This window comes from Limosilactobacillus alvi (assembly GCF_016900115.1).
Lineage (GTDB): Bacteria > Bacillota > Bacilli > Lactobacillales > Lactobacillaceae > Limosilactobacillus > Limosilactobacillus alvi.
In genome coordinates this window covers 28,026-43,594 of sequence record NZ_JACJJQ010000001.1, presented here as the reverse complement: position 1 = coordinate 43,594, position 15,569 = coordinate 28,026, and the positions used below count along the sequence as shown (strand labels likewise).

Annotated in this window: 12 protein-coding genes, 1 pseudogene and 1 other annotated feature; of the genes and pseudogenes, 11 read left to right on the top strand and 2 right to left on the bottom strand. The window is 43.5% G+C overall.

The genetic code is table 11. The annotated features are described in order from the left end of the window. Positions 1–274 precede the first annotated feature (274 nt). The 5 genes and pseudogenes from H5993_RS00205 to H5993_RS09430 all read left to right on the top strand — a co-directional run. Positions 275–1,732 carry an ABC transporter substrate-binding protein/permease gene (locus tag H5993_RS00205; RefSeq protein WP_204775757.1) on the top strand — a complete coding sequence of 486 codons (1,458 nt, stop codon included), beginning with the start codon at positions 275–277 and terminating at the stop codon, positions 1,730–1,732. 3 nt (positions 1,733–1,735) lie between these two features. Further along, a complete protein-coding gene (locus H5993_RS00200) occupies positions 1,736–2,479 on the top strand; it encodes an amino acid ABC transporter ATP-binding protein (RefSeq protein ID WP_180870873.1) in 744 nt (247 codons plus the stop codon). A 385-nt stretch (positions 2,480–2,864) separates the two neighbouring features. After that, a complete protein-coding gene (locus tag H5993_RS00195) occupies positions 2,865–4,022 on the top strand; it encodes a trans-sulfuration enzyme family protein (protein ID WP_204775756.1) in 1,158 nt (385 codons plus the stop codon). A 2-nt stretch (positions 4,023–4,024) separates the two neighbouring features. Beyond that, on the top strand, positions 4,025–5,152 hold the full coding sequence (locus tag H5993_RS00190; RefSeq protein WP_204775755.1) for a trans-sulfuration enzyme family protein: 1,128 nt from the start codon (positions 4,025–4,027) through the stop codon (positions 5,150–5,152). A 15-nt stretch (positions 5,153–5,167) separates the two neighbouring features. Further along, positions 5,168–5,305: pseudogene (locus tag H5993_RS09430) on the top strand (IS110 family transposase); the annotation flags it as partial. A gap of 293 nt (positions 5,306–5,598) precedes the next feature. Here H5993_RS09430 and H5993_RS00185 read toward each other — a convergent pair. Together H5993_RS00185 and H5993_RS00180 are read right to left on the bottom strand one after the other, a co-directional pair. Continuing rightward, positions 5,599–6,732, bottom strand: coding sequence for a homoserine dehydrogenase (locus H5993_RS00185; protein WP_204775754.1), 1,134 nt, complete (start codon positions 6,730–6,732; stop codon positions 5,599–5,601). Between the two features lie 12 nt (positions 6,733–6,744). Then, the gene (locus H5993_RS00180; protein WP_204775753.1) at positions 6,745–7,563 is read right to left on the bottom strand and encodes a homoserine O-acetyltransferase/O-succinyltransferase family protein; all 819 of its coding nucleotides are present in this window, start codon (positions 7,561–7,563) and stop codon (positions 6,745–6,747) included. Between the two features lie 55 nt (positions 7,564–7,618). Then, positions 7,619–7,839: a binding site (T-box leader), on the bottom strand. Positions 7,840–8,215: 376 nt separating this feature from the next. Here H5993_RS00180 and H5993_RS00175 point away from each other — a divergent pair. From H5993_RS00175 to H5993_RS00150, 6 genes are all read left to right on the top strand, one after another. Then, positions 8,216–9,565 carry an amino acid permease gene (locus H5993_RS00175; protein ID WP_204775752.1) on the top strand — a complete coding sequence of 450 codons (1,350 nt, stop codon included), beginning with the start codon at positions 8,216–8,218 and terminating at the stop codon, positions 9,563–9,565. An 820-nt stretch (positions 9,566–10,385) separates the two neighbouring features. Then, positions 10,386–11,603, top strand: a complete 1,218-nt coding sequence (locus tag H5993_RS00170; RefSeq protein ID WP_204775751.1) for a NupC/NupG family nucleoside CNT transporter — start codon at positions 10,386–10,388, stop codon at positions 11,601–11,603. Between the two features lie 247 nt (positions 11,604–11,850). Then, the gene (rihC, locus tag H5993_RS00165; RefSeq protein WP_204775750.1) at positions 11,851–12,765 is read left to right on the top strand and encodes a ribonucleoside hydrolase RihC; all 915 of its coding nucleotides are present in this window, start codon (positions 11,851–11,853) and stop codon (positions 12,763–12,765) included. A gap of 217 nt (positions 12,766–12,982) precedes the next feature. Next, a complete protein-coding gene (gene rsmG / locus H5993_RS00160; RefSeq protein WP_204775749.1) occupies positions 12,983–13,714 on the top strand; it encodes a 16S rRNA (guanine(527)-N(7))-methyltransferase RsmG in 732 nt (243 codons plus the stop codon). Positions 13,715–13,724: 10 nt separating this feature from the next. Then, entirely contained in the window at positions 13,725–14,675 is a 951-nt protein-coding gene (locus H5993_RS00155; RefSeq protein WP_204775748.1) for a ParB/RepB/Spo0J family partition protein, read from the top strand. A gap of 15 nt (positions 14,676–14,690) precedes the next feature. Continuing rightward, positions 14,691–15,566 carry a ParB/RepB/Spo0J family partition protein gene (locus H5993_RS00150; RefSeq protein WP_204775747.1) on the top strand — a complete coding sequence of 292 codons (876 nt, stop codon included), beginning with the start codon at positions 14,691–14,693 and terminating at the stop codon, positions 15,564–15,566. Positions 15,567–15,569 lie beyond the last annotated feature (3 nt).

The window sequence follows — 15,569 nt, the reverse complement described above, 5'->3', positions numbered from 1 at the left end:
CAGATCTAAAAATCTGCGCAAGCTACGTCAAATTACGCCGGATCCCAGATCTGTGCGGTGCTAATTTTGCTAAAATGATGAATTCAAGCTTTAAAATTTAAGCTTAATTAAATTAACTTTTTCTCCTAACTTAATTTAGAAAACATGATTAGAAATTGATTACAACTTTTTAATTTACGCAATCGTCTTATGATTGTGTCGAAAGTCAAATCATCGTGTTAGAGTATTAACCAATTATAAAAGTTAAAAAAGTTAAGTAAGGGAGTGGCGTGCAATGAGAAAACATTGGCTAATTAAATTGCTAATGAGTTTGGCGGTTCTAGTCGGCTTTGGATTGGTGATGGGTCGGCAGGAACCGATCCACGCTGCGAGCGAACCCACATATACAATTGGGACCGTTGATAGTTTTGAACCATTTGAAATTCCAAACAACCGGGGTACATACAATGGTAAAAACCCAGGAATTGAAATTGAAATGCTTCAGCAAATTGCCAAGCATGAAGGTTTTAAGTACCGCTTAAAGGTTATGAGTTTTGACGCAACCTTAACTGCCTTACAAGCAGGTCAAATTGATGCTTCCATGGGTGGGATGAGTGTTACTAACGAACGGAAAGCTACGATTGATTTTACTAAGTCTTACTATGATTCTGGGGTTGTCATGGCCGTCGCAAGTAATAGTAACATTAAGTCGTTAAAGCAATTAAAGGGTAAGACCGTCGCCGTTAAGTCTGGGACCAGTGGTGCCATTTATGCTAAGTCGATTGCTAACAAGTATGGCTTTAAGATTAAGTACTACAAGACCGATAATACGATGTGGTCTGATGTGGCCAACGGGAACTCTGCTGCCACCTTTGATGATGAACCAGTACTGCGTTACGGAATCCGAAACGGGATGAAGTTAAGGGTTGTTACCAAGGCAGTTAACTCCCAACCAGTAGCTATGGGGATCAAGAAGGGCCAAAATCAAGAACTCCTTCACAAGTTAAACGATGGGATTACTTGGATGCAAAAGACGGGCCGGATGCAAAAACTGTTGGATAAGTACACGAAGGGTTCAGCTTCCAAGGCTGACTCGGCTAGTCAGCGGACGATTCCTGCTTTGATTAAGAACAACGCCGGTGCTTTGTCCGCTGGGTTAGTTGAAACCTTGAAGTTAACGATCGTGGGAGCCTTTTTAGCCCTTGTCTTCGGGATTGTACTTGGGGTAATGGGAATTGCCGAAAACAAAGTTTTGACCGGGATTTCTTCAACTTTGATCTACATTTTCCGGGGGATGCCAATGATCGTTTTGGCCTTCTTCATTTACATTGGGATGCCAGGTTTGATCGGTCACAAGATTCCCCTCTTTACGGCTGGGGTAATTACCCTAATGCTTGATGAAGGGGCCTACGTTGGGGCGATCGTTAAGGGTGGCTTTGACGCTGTTGATCGTGGCCAATGGGAAGCCGCTCGTTCGCTGGGGCTCCCATACTCCAAGGCCTTAGTTAAGGTCATCATGCCACAAGGAATCAAGATCATGGTGCCATCTTTGGTTAACCAATTCATCATTACCTTAAAGGATACTTCAATTCTTTCCGCCATTGGGGTGATGGAATTGACCCAAACCGGGACGGTGATCATTTCCCGGAACCTAGAAGGATTCAAGATGTGGTTAATTATTGGGGTAATCTACATTGTCATCATTACCCTCTTAACCTGGTTATCCAACTACGTGCAAAGAAAGGTGGCCTAGCAAATGGATAAGCAATACAAAATTCAAGTTAAGGACCTCCACAAGAGCTACGGTGATAATGAAGTCCTAAAGGGAATTAACTTAAACGTCAAACCAAACGAAGTGGTCTGCATGATTGGGCCATCTGGGAGTGGAAAGAGTACCTTCTTGCGGTGTTTAAATCGCTTGGAAGAAACCAATAGTGGTCATGTCTATATTGACGGCTATGATATTGCTGATAAGAAAACAAATATCGACTTGGTGCGGCAAAACATTGGGATGGTGTTCCAACATTTTAACCTTTTCCCGAATATGTCGGTGGCCGAAAATATTATGTTGGCGCCGGTTCAACTCAAGAAAATGACTAAGGACGAAGCGCGCAAAGCGGCTTTACATTACTTAGATATTGTTGGCTTAAAGGAAAAAGCTGATGTAAACCCAACCACCTTATCTGGGGGGCAAAAGCAACGGGTGGCAATCGCCCGGGCCTTGGCCATGAAGCCGGACGTAATGCTCTTTGACGAGCCTACAAGTGCCCTAGATCCGGAAATGGTTGGGGATGTCTTGGAAGTTATGCAAACTTTAGCTAAGCAAGGGATGACAATGGTCGTTGTAACCCACGAAATGGGCTTTGCCAAGCGGGTGGCCGACCGGGTAGTCTTCTTCCACGATGGGGTTATCCGAGAACAAGGAAAACCAGATGAAATTTTTGATCATCCACAACATGAAGACACCAAGAGTTTCTTGGATAAGGTGCTGAATGTTTAAATGCAGATTAATTCACTAGCATCGGCCTTTCTCACCAACTCATTTTCTCCCTTGACAATCCACCCTTTCTTAACTATAATCTAATCAAATTTTAATTTTACGTGATGATGAGAAGAGTAAGTTAAGGCCTTAAGCTCAGTGACCGCTGATGGTGCGAAGGCGGATTAAGTAATTAACTGAAGATGAGCTCGGAGCGTGGTCGTTGGGTCTGGTTAATGGGCTCAAAACCCGGTGGAACCCGATATCGTTCTAGGCATCTAAATGGTGCTGATAAGGCTAACTAGGTAATTAGTTAGTGAAAATGGGTGGTACCACGCATAGCGTCCCTGAACAGGTAACTGTTCGGGGGCGCTTTTTTTGGTACCGGATTTTAGGAGGGATCAAAATGGCAGAATTTACAACCAATTTAGTTCATGGACCAGCTGTTAATGATAATCAAACCGGAGCGGTCGCAACGCCAGTGTATAAAGCAACAACTTATGCTTTCTCAGCAATTGGGGCACCCGTAAAGTACGACTATTCACGTTCTGGCAACCCGACGCGGTTGGCCGTCGAAAAGCAACTTGCAACTCTTGAAGGTGGTGGGCAGGCCTTTACTTTTGCTTCGGGGATGGCCGCTATTCACGCGGCTTTAGCAATTTTTAAGGCCGGTGACCATATAATTGTTGGTAATCAAATTTATGGTGGGACCTTCCGACTATTTCATCAATTCTTTGAACGGTGGGGATTAACCTTCACTAGTGTTGATCTCCGCGACCCTGATCAATTGGCACAGGCAGTTCAGAAAAATACGAAGGCAATTTATTTTGAGCCGGTTACGAATCCCCTCCTTGAAGTTATTTCGGTCCGCCAAGTGACAGACTTTGCTAAGGCTCATCATTTATTAACGTTGGTTGATAATACTTTCTTAAGCCCTGCGTTGATGCAACCACTAAAGCTAGGGGCTGACATTGTCATTCATTCCGCCACGAAATACTTAGCAGGTCACTCGGAGTTATCAGCTGGAGTAGTTGTGGCTAACGATCCTAAATTAGCGGACCAAGTTTACTTCATTCAAAATGCTTTAGGGGCGATCTTATCACCAGAGGGGGCTAATGAACTGACGCGCGGGATCAAAACCCTGCAACTCCGGATCAATCAGCAACAAGTCAATGCCTGTCAATTAGTGCGTTTCTTAAAGTCACGTACGGAAGTCGATCGGGTTTATTATCCTGGGTTGCCAGACCAACCTGGCTATGCCATCCTTCAAACGGAAGCGAAAGGCGCTGGCGCTGTGGTCGCCTTTGAACTTACAGCGAGTCAAGATCCGGTTAAATTCGTTAACCACTTGCGACTGTTCACCCGGGCGGTTAGTTTAGGCGCTGTCGAAAGTTTAGTTGAATTGCCAAGCAAAATGAGCCACGCTGAGTTGTCACCAACTGAACAGCTAGCTGCGGGGATTAAACCCGGTTTAATTCGGCTAGCCGTCGGAATAGAAGATGCGAAGGATTTAATTACTGATCTAAGTCAAGCTTTTACAAAAGCTAACAAGAAGGGAGCATAATTATGCCAAAAGAAAACCTTACCTTTGATACTTTAGCTGCCCAAGCGGGAAGTCACGCTGATCCCAATGGGGCCGTTGCCTTTCCGCTGTATTTATCGTCAAACTATCGGCACCTAAGTTTACAAGCCGCCCGAAACTTTGATGCTACGACTGGCTACACTTATTCCCGGCTAGCCACCCCCAACCGGCGCGTGTTGGAAAAGACCTTAGCCCAACTGGAAGCTGGAACCCATGCTTTTGCTTTGAGTTCCGGGATGGCAGCCATTCAACTGGCTTTAAGTATTTTAAAAACGGGGGAGGAAGTCATTTCTTTGGATGACCTTTACGGAGGTGATTTCCGCTATTTCCGCTATCTGGAAAGCCATGCTGGAATTCATTTTAAACAATGGAATGGAGAAAAAGTAGCGGATCTAATAGCCCAAATTACTGCCAAAACCCGCTTGATTTGGTTAGAAACCCCATCGAATCCCACGATGAAACAATTAGATATTCAAACGATTGCCAATCAAGTTCATGCAAAAAATCCGCAGGTCCTCGTAGCGGTCGATAACACCTTTTTAACGCCAGTTTATCAACGGCCATTGACTTTAGGCGCTGATATTGTCGTCCATTCAGCTACGAAATATCTTTCCGGGCATAACGATTTACTTGGTGGGGTGTTGGTCTGTAAAGATGATGAACTCGCCAAAGAATATTATGATTACTACCTCACGACGGGTGATACGATGAGTACCTTTGATTCCTGGTTATTACTGCGTAGTTTGAAGACTTTGAGTGTGCGGATGCAACGGCATACTAGTAACGCTCAAGCGGTGGTAGAGTACTTAAAACAAGCTCCCCAAGTAACGAAGGTTTTGTATCCCGGAAAAGGGGGGATGGTATCTTTTTATCTCCAAAGTGAAGCTCAAGTTGAACATCTTTTAAACCACGTGAAAGTCATTAGTTTTGCGGAAAGTTTGGGTGGAGTAGAAAGCTTAATTACGATTCCTTATTACCAAACCCATGCCGATGTTGCCGAGAATCAACGAGCCCGTCTCGGGATTACGCCGCAACTTCTGCGTCTCTCAGTTGGTTTAGAAGATCCCCAAGATTTGATCGCGGATTTGGAACAAGCGTTGAGCGAAAAATAAGTAAAGGACGCTATAAAAGATCACATTAATAAACGAGGCAAGCCAATTACCCGGAAGTTAGGCTACTTTGCGGTTGGTAATATGATCCGCCAACAGCACCATGCGCCTTGCCATATCGTTGATTATTACTATCGTTTAAAAGAAGAGAGACCGGGAAGAAACATGAGTTTCTTTCCGGCCTCTTTTTTCATCTCCGAATGTTACTGAGTAACTAAGGTCAAAGCAGTAGCTGAATGGCAGTTGCTTCCCTGACGGTCGCACCAACCGATTCAGCCTTGCATGGGCTCACAAACGCCAAACCAGTTGGCTGGTTCGCTCCAAAGCACGGCCTTAGTGGATAAGTGCGAACGAAAGGCCGATTCTAATGAATCAACCTTCGTTCTTCTTATCCCAACCAGGCCGTCAAGGAGCTTTTTTCCCAACCTCTTTTCACTGATTAATAGTAATTATAATCTTTCTGATTCAGCAACGACCCACGCTAGGGTAGGATCGTTCGCTTGATAGGTTGCTAGGGCTTGGGGGGTAATTGGTGGGGTAATTTGGGCAGGGGTTGTTTTGCCAGCGATTAGGTAAGCGTGAGGTTGGTTTAATGGGGAGGCAAAATGAGCCGCTGGTAAACAAGGATTGTTGTGGTGATAATCGTTGCGAATAAAAGCTTGCAGATCAGCTAAGACACTATTGGCAGTTGCGGGTCCACCAGCACCGGGTCCAAGGTAAGTTGAGGACCCAACGAGGTCACTATCGACAGTGATGGCGTTGGTAACTCCGTTTACTTGGGCGAGGGGATGGGTTGGCGTCAAAGCGAGCGGATAGACGCCAGCATAGAGGGTTCCGTTAACCATTTGAGCCTGAGCAACTAATTTAATTTGCCGCTGAAAATGGTTGGCAACGTTAAAAATACGTGGTGAAAGTTGGTCAATTCCTTGCGGTGATAATTGTTGAAGTGTGAGTCGGGAGCGAAAAATTAAGCGAACAAGAATAATTAACTTATAGCTAGCATCGATGCCATTGAGGTCTTTGGTTGGGTTTGCTTCGGCATAGCCATTAATTTGGGCTTGCTTGAGGGCAGCTTGGTATGTTAAGCCTTGATTCTGAATAGCGGTGAGAATATAATTACTAGTTCCATTTAAGATGCCGCTGATCCCGGTGATGTGATCTGGAGCCAAGCTTTCTTGGATTGTTCGAATGATTGGAATTCCGCCAGCAACTGCTGCCTCATAGGCTAAAGCCCCGCCGTTATCGTGAGCTAGCCGACTAAGTTCATTACCAGAGGTCGCAATTAGATCTTTGTTTGCCGTAATAACTTGTTTTCCTAATTGGAGGGCCGTGGTCACAATTTTTTTGGCAACGGTGGTGCCGCCAATCAATTCGATTACAACGTCGACTTGGGGATCGTTCACTGCTCGGTGCCAGTCGGTAGTTAGGCGAGTCGTAGTTGGTAAAGGCAACCCCAGGTGACGTTTGAGATGTTTAACAACAACCCAGTCTAATTGCCAGTCAGGAGCAATGGTGGCTAAGAGTTCGTTGAAAACCGCTTGACCGATTGTTCCCAGGCCAAGTAGAGCAAGATGTTTTTTCATTGCAATTCCTCCCTAAATTTGGAGCCAGTTGCGGTATAGCGTCTGGCTAGCTGTTTGCCAAGTATTAATGATTTGGTGATGTTGGTAATAATTGGTTGGGGGTAAAATTGACTGATGCTGGGCTTGATCACGCCAATATTCTTGATCCAAAGTCATTGTGGAATATTCAGGATGACCAGTAATGTAAACAGTGTGGTTATTGTGACTAGCAAGAACCATGGCGTCGAGTTGGGGATGACTGGCGATAACGTGCAGGTCAGCTGGTAAGACTGTTGGTAAAAGGAGCTTGCTATGGCGTGATTGAGGCATTGGTAAGGCTTTAAGGCCTTGCAAGAGGGGATTCGATGTAGCGCACACTCCTTGATAAATGCCGAATAGCTTTTGCGAACAAGTAGTTTTGGGGATGCGATATTGGACATATAAGGCGGCTAAGGTAGCCCAGCACTCAAAGATTACCCGCTCACAGTGGGTTTGACTCCATTGGACTAAGTGGCAAAATTCATGCCAGTAATCAACGGCGAAAAAAGGTAGCTTTTCAACAGGTGCCCCAGTTACAATCAAGGCATCAAAGGAGCGCCCCCAGATCTGAGATAAGGGTTGATAAGTTTGTTTGATTAGGGAAGCATCAGTGTTTTTGAAATGATGGCTGCTTGGATAAGCAAAAGTGACCTGACAATTAAGGTTGGTATGTGCCAAAAGATTTAAAAATTGTAGTTCGGTAACTTGCTTGGTAGGCATTAAGTTAACAATTAAAATTTGGTAATTAGCCTCAGTTTTGACTGGCCAGAGTTGATGCCAGCGAGCTAAACCATTAGTTGGATAAACTGTCATAAAAAATTCCTCCTATATTGCAAACAAAAAAGCCTCCGTCCCTGGTTTGAACAACCAATGGGACGAAGACTTCGTGGTACCACCCAAATTTACCCGAAAAGGGCCTCAAGGGACAAACATCCCCGGCACGATATCGGGTGCAACCGGTAGTGGTAGCTAATTAACCCCACTACTTCCGATAAGCTCATCTTCACAACTTAAGTCCCGAAAACTCACACCACCTGTTTTCTCTCTGGAAGGGACGGCCATTGTTACTCTTCTTATCAATGGATTCTCATCTTAAATTAAGTTAACTCTAATTTAACCATCAGAAGAGTGAAAGTCAACCGCTAATTTTCGCCAATTGCGAATAATTTGGCCAACCATAAAAATGAGAATAATCCCAATAATTGTTTGACAATTGCGAGAAAGTCCGTATAATGGAAATCACATAGACAAAAGCGTGCACGCGTCTTGATGACCTAACAGAGAGCCAGGGAAGTTGAGAACTGGTGGTCATAATATGGCATTAAAGATTGAATTTGGGTGGTTCCAATATCGACCGAGAGGAGGTCTAATTTTAGGCCTTAAACTTGGGTGGAACCGCGTTGATAAACGTCCCTAGCTAGTACAGCTAGGGACGTTTTTAGTTTGATTTAGAGAGGAGAGAATTATGGAAGAAAAGCAGGAGCGGCATTTGTCGCGTTCACTAAAGAGTCGGCATATTACGATGATTGCTATTGGTGGGGCGATCGGAACGGGATTGTTCTTAGGTTCCGGGAGTGCTATCCATGCGGCCGGCCCGTCGTTAATTTTAACTTACCTAATCGTTGGGATTTTTTGTTTTTTTATGATGCGGGCCTTAGGGGAATTATTACTTGCTGATCCAAGTAAGCATTCCTTTATCGATTCGGTTAAAGAATACATGGGAGATCGGATGGAATTTGTAGCTGGCTGGACGTATTGGTCCTGTTGGTTAACCCTAGCCATGGCCGATTTAACAGCGACTGGAATTTACTTACAGTACTGGTTCCCAAGCTTACCACGATGGGTCGGACCACTAATTATTCTGATGCTGTTAATGTTGGTAAACATGATTAATGTGGGGCTGTTTGGGGAACTAGAAAGTTGGTTCTCGATGATTAAGGTCATAGCTATCCTAGCCTTGATTGTTGTCGGGTTGTTAATGGTAATTTTTCACACTAAGACTTCCAGTGGGCCGGCCAGTTTGGCTAACTTAGTCAACTACGGTGGTTTCTTCCCTAAGGGCCCCGTTGGTTTTCTAATGTCTTTTCAAATGGCAACCTTCGCCTTTGTTGGGATTGAAATGGTGGGGTTAACAGCTGGTGAAACCGCTAATCCGAATGAAGATATTCCCAAGGCAATTAATACCTTGCCAATGCGAATTGGGCTCTTTTACGTTGGTTCGATGCTGGCGATTATGGCAGTATACCCATGGCATGATATTAAAATGACGTCCAGTCCCTTTGTTCAGGTCTTTGCCGGGATTGGGATTACCGGTGCAGCCGGGATCCTAAATTTTGTCGTTTTAACCGCTGCAATGTCTGCCACCAATAGTTGTATTTTTTCAACTAGTCGGTCCCTTTACTCCCTATCGCAAGGGGGAAATGGTCCCAAGGCCTTCCAAAAGCTAAGCCGGCAAGCTGTCCCAGTAAATGCGATGCGTTTTTCATCCTTAATTCTGTTTATCGTAGTAATTTTAAACTATATAATTCCGGAAGGCGTCTTCAATGTAATTTCTGGAGTATCCACAATTAATTTCATTTTTGTTTGGATTATTATTCTGCTCTGCCACATTAAATACCGCAAGCAGGCACCGGCAGGAAATAACTTTGCGATGCCAGGTTTTCCTTTCACAAGTTGGCTGACCATTGCCTTTTTTGTGGCAATTATTATCGTTTTATTCTTTATTAAGGCGACGCGGTTATCGCTAATCATTTCGTTGATTTTCTTCGCAATCCTATTCTTGATCGCGCAAATTTGGGGAAAGCAAGCAAAATAAAAGCCTTTTCATTTGCCTTCCGCTAAATAGTTATCATATAATAAGACTGTGGAAAGAATAAAGTCCGTTGCCAAGAAGAATCGCTTGCGTAAATCAAGCGAAACTCACCCCATAAAAACCAACCCATTTAAAATTCCTAAAGACTAATGTCGAGTGTCTATAATCTAAAGTAGGGCATTTACCCCTTAACATGCAAAATATTTAAGCTAGTAAATGTGTTAATTAAGAGATACGATAAATCAAATCAGTGGTCGCAACGGCTAATTAGTCTTTCCCAATTAACCACCTCGTTCGTGCCGTACGAGGTGGTTTTTTTGCGGAATTAGACCAAAAATATGAAGGTAGCAGCGGTCTAATGACTAAAAATAAGGATTCTCTGCAAAAATTTGATTGTTAGCGAATACAAAGATAAAAAAGTAAAATGTTTTACGTAAAAGGAAAATACTTAGCGCAATTAGGTGGTTGAATCGGAATAATTTCTCTATTAGAGTTGAAATTGTTTGTGTTATTTTAAAATATCACTAATAAGCAAAAATGGTCTAGATAAGTCTTCACTAGAAAAAAATAAAAAAATTTCGGTAAGTTTGTGAAACCGTTATCTTTGGTGATACGGTTTCATTCTCCAAGTAAAACGGTATATCGACGAACATTTCAGGGAAATGTTATAGTAATTTCACAAAGTTGGGAATTTTGGGTGGGTTTACAAGTTTGCCAACACCCGGTATATTTATTTCAGTAATAAGATTTTGCTAGCGCTTACACTGACGGAATCTTATGATTTGCATTTATTCTTGTATTTTTATAGAAAGGTGTTAGATCCATGTATCTTGCAATTAATATTCTTGGGTTAATCATCTTCTTGGGAGTGGCTTTCTTATTCTCCAAGAGGAAGAAAGAGATTAACTGGAAGGCCGTTGGTATCATGGTTGTCTTGAACTTAATTCTTGCTTGGTTCTTGACTAGTTCTCCTGCTGGTCGGGCCGGGGTTAAGGCAGCAGCTGATGGCTTTGCTTGGATTGTTAACGTCTCCGCAAAGGGGACTGTGTTTGCTCTTGGTGGTTGGTATGATGCCAAGAACCTTAACTTCATTTGTTCGGCTTTGATGCCAATCCTGATGATTGTTCCAATGTTTGATATCTTGACTTATATCGGATTATTACCTTGGATCATTAAGTGGATTGGGAAGGGTCTTTCCTTTATTACTGGTCAACCAAAGTTCGAATCTTTCTTTGCAGTTGAAATGATGTTCTTAGGAAACACTGAAGTGCTTGCCATCTCTGGGATGCAACTTCGGAAGATGAACAAGGAACGGAACTTAACGATTGCCATGATGTCCATGAGCTGTGTTACGGCATCAATTCTTGGAGCTTATATTGAAATGATGCCTGGTCAATATATTTTGACAGCCGTTCCAATTAACATTGTTAACGCTTTGATTGCGACAACCATTTTAAACCCAATTCACGTTTCAGAAGAAGAAGATACCATTGAAACGGTTAAGGCTAATGAAGATGGCAAGAAGGAACCATTCTTTAGCTTCCTTGGGGACTCCATCTTGGGCGCTGGTAAGCTGATTTTAATCATTATTGCTAACGTTGTTGCCTTTGTTGCTTTAGCTGCTTTGATTGATGCCATCTTGGCGCTCTTTGGGAAGCCATTTGCTGGGCAACCGATCTCCTTGGAAAGCATCCTTGGGGTGATTATGTTCCCATTTGCTTGGTTGATGGGGTTACCACTCGACCAAGCCTGGGGCTTAGCCCAAGATATGGGGATGAAGTTAGTTACGAACGAATTCGTTGTTATGGGTAAGGTAACTGGTTCAATCATGCATTACCCAGAACACTACAAGGCTGTTTTGACAACCTTCGTAACTTCATTTGCTAACTTTGGAACGCTCGGAATGATTATCGGGGCCTTTAAAGGACTTGTTGGTAAGGAAGATAACGACTACATCGCACAAAATATTGGTTACCTTTTGCTGTCAGGGATCTTAGTATCACTGCTTTCAGCAGCCTTCGTTGGCCTCTTTGCTTGGTAGTCAATAAAAAAGAGCGGTCGGGAGAAAACCTGCTTGACGGCCTAGAAAGGATAAGAAAAGCAAAGGTTGCTTTGCTAAAATCGTTTTGCGGTTTGAACTTATCCACTAAGGCCGCAGTTTTCGACCGTAGTTTCCGAATAAGATTCGGAGATGTTAAAGAGGCTGGAGAGAAACTTGAATTTCTTCCCAGCCCTTTCTTTTTACCACTTAGTAAAAGCGTTTACAGCTAATTTAAGGAGGAATTATCATGACCATGAAAATTATTATGGACACTGACCCAGGGATTGATGACGCAGCTGCTTTAACGATGGCTATTAATGACCCTGCAATTGATTTGAAGTTGGTTACGGCAGTTGCTGGGAATGTTACCGTTGATAAGACGACGGCGAATGCCTTAAAGATTGTTCACTTCTTTGGTAAGGACAAGGAAATTCCAGTTGCCATGGGCGCTCAACAACCATTAATCAAGCCATTTGAAGATGCGGCCCGGATTCATGGGGCTTCTGGAATGGAAGGTTACGACTTTGGTGATGACTATGGTGAACCAATCAAGAAGTCAGCGGTTGAAGCTTTGCATGACGCAATCATGGCCGAAGATGAAGTGATTTTGGTGCCAACTGGCTCTTACACCAACATTGCCTTACTCTTTAGCCAATATCCAGAAGTTAAGTCGCACATCAAAAAGATTGTTGCTATGGGTGGCTCCATTTCTGGTGGAAACATGACCAGTATTGCCGAATTTAACGTCTTCACTGACCCAGATGCGGCTAAGATTATGTATAATTCTGGGGTACCGATTGTTACGGTTGGCCTGGACGTAACCTTAAAGGCCCTAATTACGTCAGAAACTCTTAACGCTTTGAAGACGATGAATGAAACCGGGAAGATGTTGTACGGCTTGATTAGCCATTACAATGACGTTAGTGGTGATGGTCACCCAATGCACGATGTTAACACGATCTTCTACTTACTTCACCCAGAAGCTTACACTACAAAGAAGTTATGGGTCGACATCCAAACTGATGGCCCCGCAATTGGTGGGATGGTCGCCGATATCCGGGGCGCTTATCATGATGGTAAGACGAATGCTGAAGTATGTGTCGATATTGATGCCGATGCCTTCAATAAGTGGTTCTTAGAAGAAGTCTCACATATGAAGTAGGACGAGAGAAAATCTGCTAGACTTAATAATTAATTTAGGCTACCAATTTCTAATTTAGTGCCAAAGCAAACTTAGCTTTGACATGAATTGGATTGGTAGCCTTTTTTGAGGGAAAATATTACCCGGGAAATATTGGGAATGGTTGAATTGAAGCGGAAAATAGGATAAAGTTAAAAAGAGCGTGAAACATTAATGTTCCACGGAAAGGACGAATAAAATGAAGCCAGAACAATTTCAAGCGGCCTTAGCCCAAATGGGGATTGATTTAGATGCTACCCAAATGGCCCAATTTGATCAATACTATCATTATTTAATTGAAGTTAATCAACACCTTAACTTAACCCGAATCACCGCCGAGGAAGATGTGTACTTAAAACACTTTTATGATTCAATCATGGGGGCGTTTGCGGAACCGAAGTTAAAAGAATTATCCCTTCGTTTATGCGATATTGGAGCGGGAGCTGGTTTTCCGTCATTACCATTAAAGATCGCTTTTCCACAATTAAAGGTAACGATTGTGGATTCGTTAAATAAACGAATCGACTTTTTACGGGAACTGGTTGGCAGGCTAGGATTGACGGAGGTTGAATTAGTTCATGCCCGAGCCGAAGATTTTAGCAATAAGCAAAGTGATTACCGGGAACAATTTGACTTGGTAACCGCGCGAGCAGTGGCGCGACTAAGTGTTTTGAGTGAGTTGTGTTTGCCAGCCGTCAAGGTTGGTGGTGAGTTCTTGGCTTATAAAGCTGCTGCCGCTGCCGAGGAGCTTCAAGACGCCCAAAAAGCAATTACCACTTTGGGTGGGAAGGTCAGTACAACAATGCAACTGGTTTTACCAACTAAACCAGAACCGGAACAACGAAACCTCATTCTTATTAATAAGGTAGCGGCAACACCGAAGAAATATCCACGGCGGCCTGGTTTACCAAGTAAAAAGCCATTAAAGTAGGGGGAGAAACATGGCATTTTCATTATTTAATTTCGGTTCAAAATCAACACCGGCCAAAAATCAGGTGGTTGAAATTCCACTCAAGCAAATTGAGCCAAATCGGTATCAACCGCGGCAAGTTTTCGATAAGCACGAAATTCAAGAACTTGCCCATACAATTGAAGAGCACGGATTGCTACAACCGATTATTTTGCGGGAATATAAGGCAGCTAAGTACGAAATCATCGCTGGCGAGCGGCGTTTTCGAGCAATGCAACTGCTAGAATGGGAAAAGGCCCCGGCAATTGTTGAAAAGATGAGTGATAAGGAATCAGCTTCCTTAGCTTTAATTGAAAACTTGCAACGGGCCCAATTGAGTTCAGTTGAAGAAGCTCGGGCTTATAAGAAATTGATGGACTTGAATCACTTAACCCAGCAAACCTTGGCGAAAGGGGTTGGCAAAAGTCAGTCCACAGTAGCGAATAAACTGCGGTTATTAAACTTGATTGAACCGGTTCAAAACGCAATTCTTGACGGGATGATTACTGAACGTCACGGGCGGGCCCTCTTAGGTTTAACTGATGATGAACAACGCAATATGTTAATGCGGATCGTCAACGAAAAGCTTAATGTTCGTCAGACTGAACAAGCAGTTGCTGAATTACAAGGCCAGGTCTTGCCAACGGATCTAGCAACTAAACCAATTCCTCCAGTGAAAGAAGAAGCCCCCTTAGCTAATGAAACGCTGGTGACCACGCCTAAAGAAACGCCAGCTACATCGCCTAAAGGGGTTAAAAAGAAAGCTTCGAAGAAAAAGGCAAAGATTAGTGTTAGTGATCCGGAAATTGCGATTAACACAATTAAAAAGTCGGTTAAGTTGGTGAAGGATAACGGCTTTAAAGCAACAGTCCGGCAAAAGAAACTTGCAGACGGCTATCAATTGACGATTACAGTGCGTCCACAAAATGATAGCAATAAATAGAATGGATGATAAGGAATGGCAAGAGGGAAAAAACGTTTACGCTTAAAGAAAAACATGGAAGCTTTGATGGCGAAAGAAGCCGCTGGTGAAGTGATTGAAGAGGTGGCCTTAAAAGAAATTCGTCCCAATCCGTACCAACCCCGGCGGAGCTTTGATCAGGAAACGTTAGCCGAGTTAGCTGACTCAATTAAAAAATCGGGAGTTTTCCAACCGGTAATTTTACGGCAACCAGATCCAAAACTAGCGCGGTATGAATTAATCGCTGGTGAGCGACGTTTTCGGGCTTCCGAATTGGCTCACCAAAGGACAATTCCCGCAATCATTCGCCAGATGAATGATGCGGAGATGATGGAAGTTGCCGTTTTAGAAAACCTCCAACGAGAAGACTTAACGCCACTAGAAGAGGCTCAAGCTTACCAAACGTTAATTGAAAAATTGAACTTGACTCAGGCGGAAGTTGCTAGTCGCCTTGGCAAGTCGCGGCCGTATATCGCTAACTACCTTCGCTTATTGGGGCTTCCTGATACAGTTAAGGAGTTAGTGGCTAAGCGACAACTCTCAATGGGACAGGCTCGGACTTTGCTCGGCCTAAAGGATAAGTCGGCAGTGGTTACCTTAGCTAAGCGGGCCGTTAGGGAAAACTTAACGGTTCGGCAACTAGAAGAAATTGTGGCGAAGGAAAATGGGCAGGTAAAACCGGTTAAGCAAGCTAAACCAGCGCCAAAGCTTAACCCTTATCTGCGAGAAGCAACTGACCAACTCCAACGGCGGTTTGGGACGAAGGTTTCCTTTAGCGGTAACCAACCTGATCACGGAAAAATTGAAATTCCGTACCAGTCAACTGACGAGTTAAATCGGGTTTTGGAATTATTAGGGGTAAGTTTCGATTAATTA

What these genes read in the sequence shown, in the direction of transcription:
- H5993_RS00205 (WP_204775757.1), top strand. Translation starts at nt 275, where the DNA reads ATGAGAAAACATTGGCTAATTAAATTGCTAATGAGTTTGGCGGTTCTA.
- H5993_RS00200 (WP_180870873.1), top strand. Translation starts at nt 1,736, where the DNA reads ATGGATAAGCAATACAAAATTCAAGTTAAGGACCTCCACAAGAGCTAC.
- H5993_RS00195 (WP_204775756.1), top strand. Translation starts at nt 2,865, where the DNA reads ATGGCAGAATTTACAACCAATTTAGTTCATGGACCAGCTGTTAATGAT.
- H5993_RS00190 (WP_204775755.1), top strand. Translation starts at nt 4,025, where the DNA reads ATGCCAAAAGAAAACCTTACCTTTGATACTTTAGCTGCCCAAGCGGGA.
- H5993_RS00185 (WP_204775754.1), bottom strand. Translation starts at nt 6,732, where the DNA reads ATGAAAAAACATCTTGCTCTACTTGGCCTGGGAACAATCGGTCAAGCG.
- H5993_RS00180 (WP_204775753.1), bottom strand. Translation starts at nt 7,563, where the DNA reads ATGACAGTTTATCCAACTAATGGTTTAGCTCGCTGGCATCAACTCTGG.
- H5993_RS00175 (WP_204775752.1), top strand. Translation starts at nt 8,216, where the DNA reads ATGGAAGAAAAGCAGGAGCGGCATTTGTCGCGTTCACTAAAGAGTCGG.
- H5993_RS00170 (WP_204775751.1), top strand. Translation starts at nt 10,386, where the DNA reads ATGTATCTTGCAATTAATATTCTTGGGTTAATCATCTTCTTGGGAGTG.
- rihC (WP_204775750.1), top strand. Translation starts at nt 11,851, where the DNA reads ATGACCATGAAAATTATTATGGACACTGACCCAGGGATTGATGACGCA.
- rsmG (WP_204775749.1), top strand. Translation starts at nt 12,983, where the DNA reads ATGAAGCCAGAACAATTTCAAGCGGCCTTAGCCCAAATGGGGATTGAT.
- H5993_RS00155 (WP_204775748.1), top strand. Translation starts at nt 13,725, where the DNA reads ATGGCATTTTCATTATTTAATTTCGGTTCAAAATCAACACCGGCCAAA.
- H5993_RS00150 (WP_204775747.1), top strand. Translation starts at nt 14,691, where the DNA reads ATGGCAAGAGGGAAAAAACGTTTACGCTTAAAGAAAAACATGGAAGCT.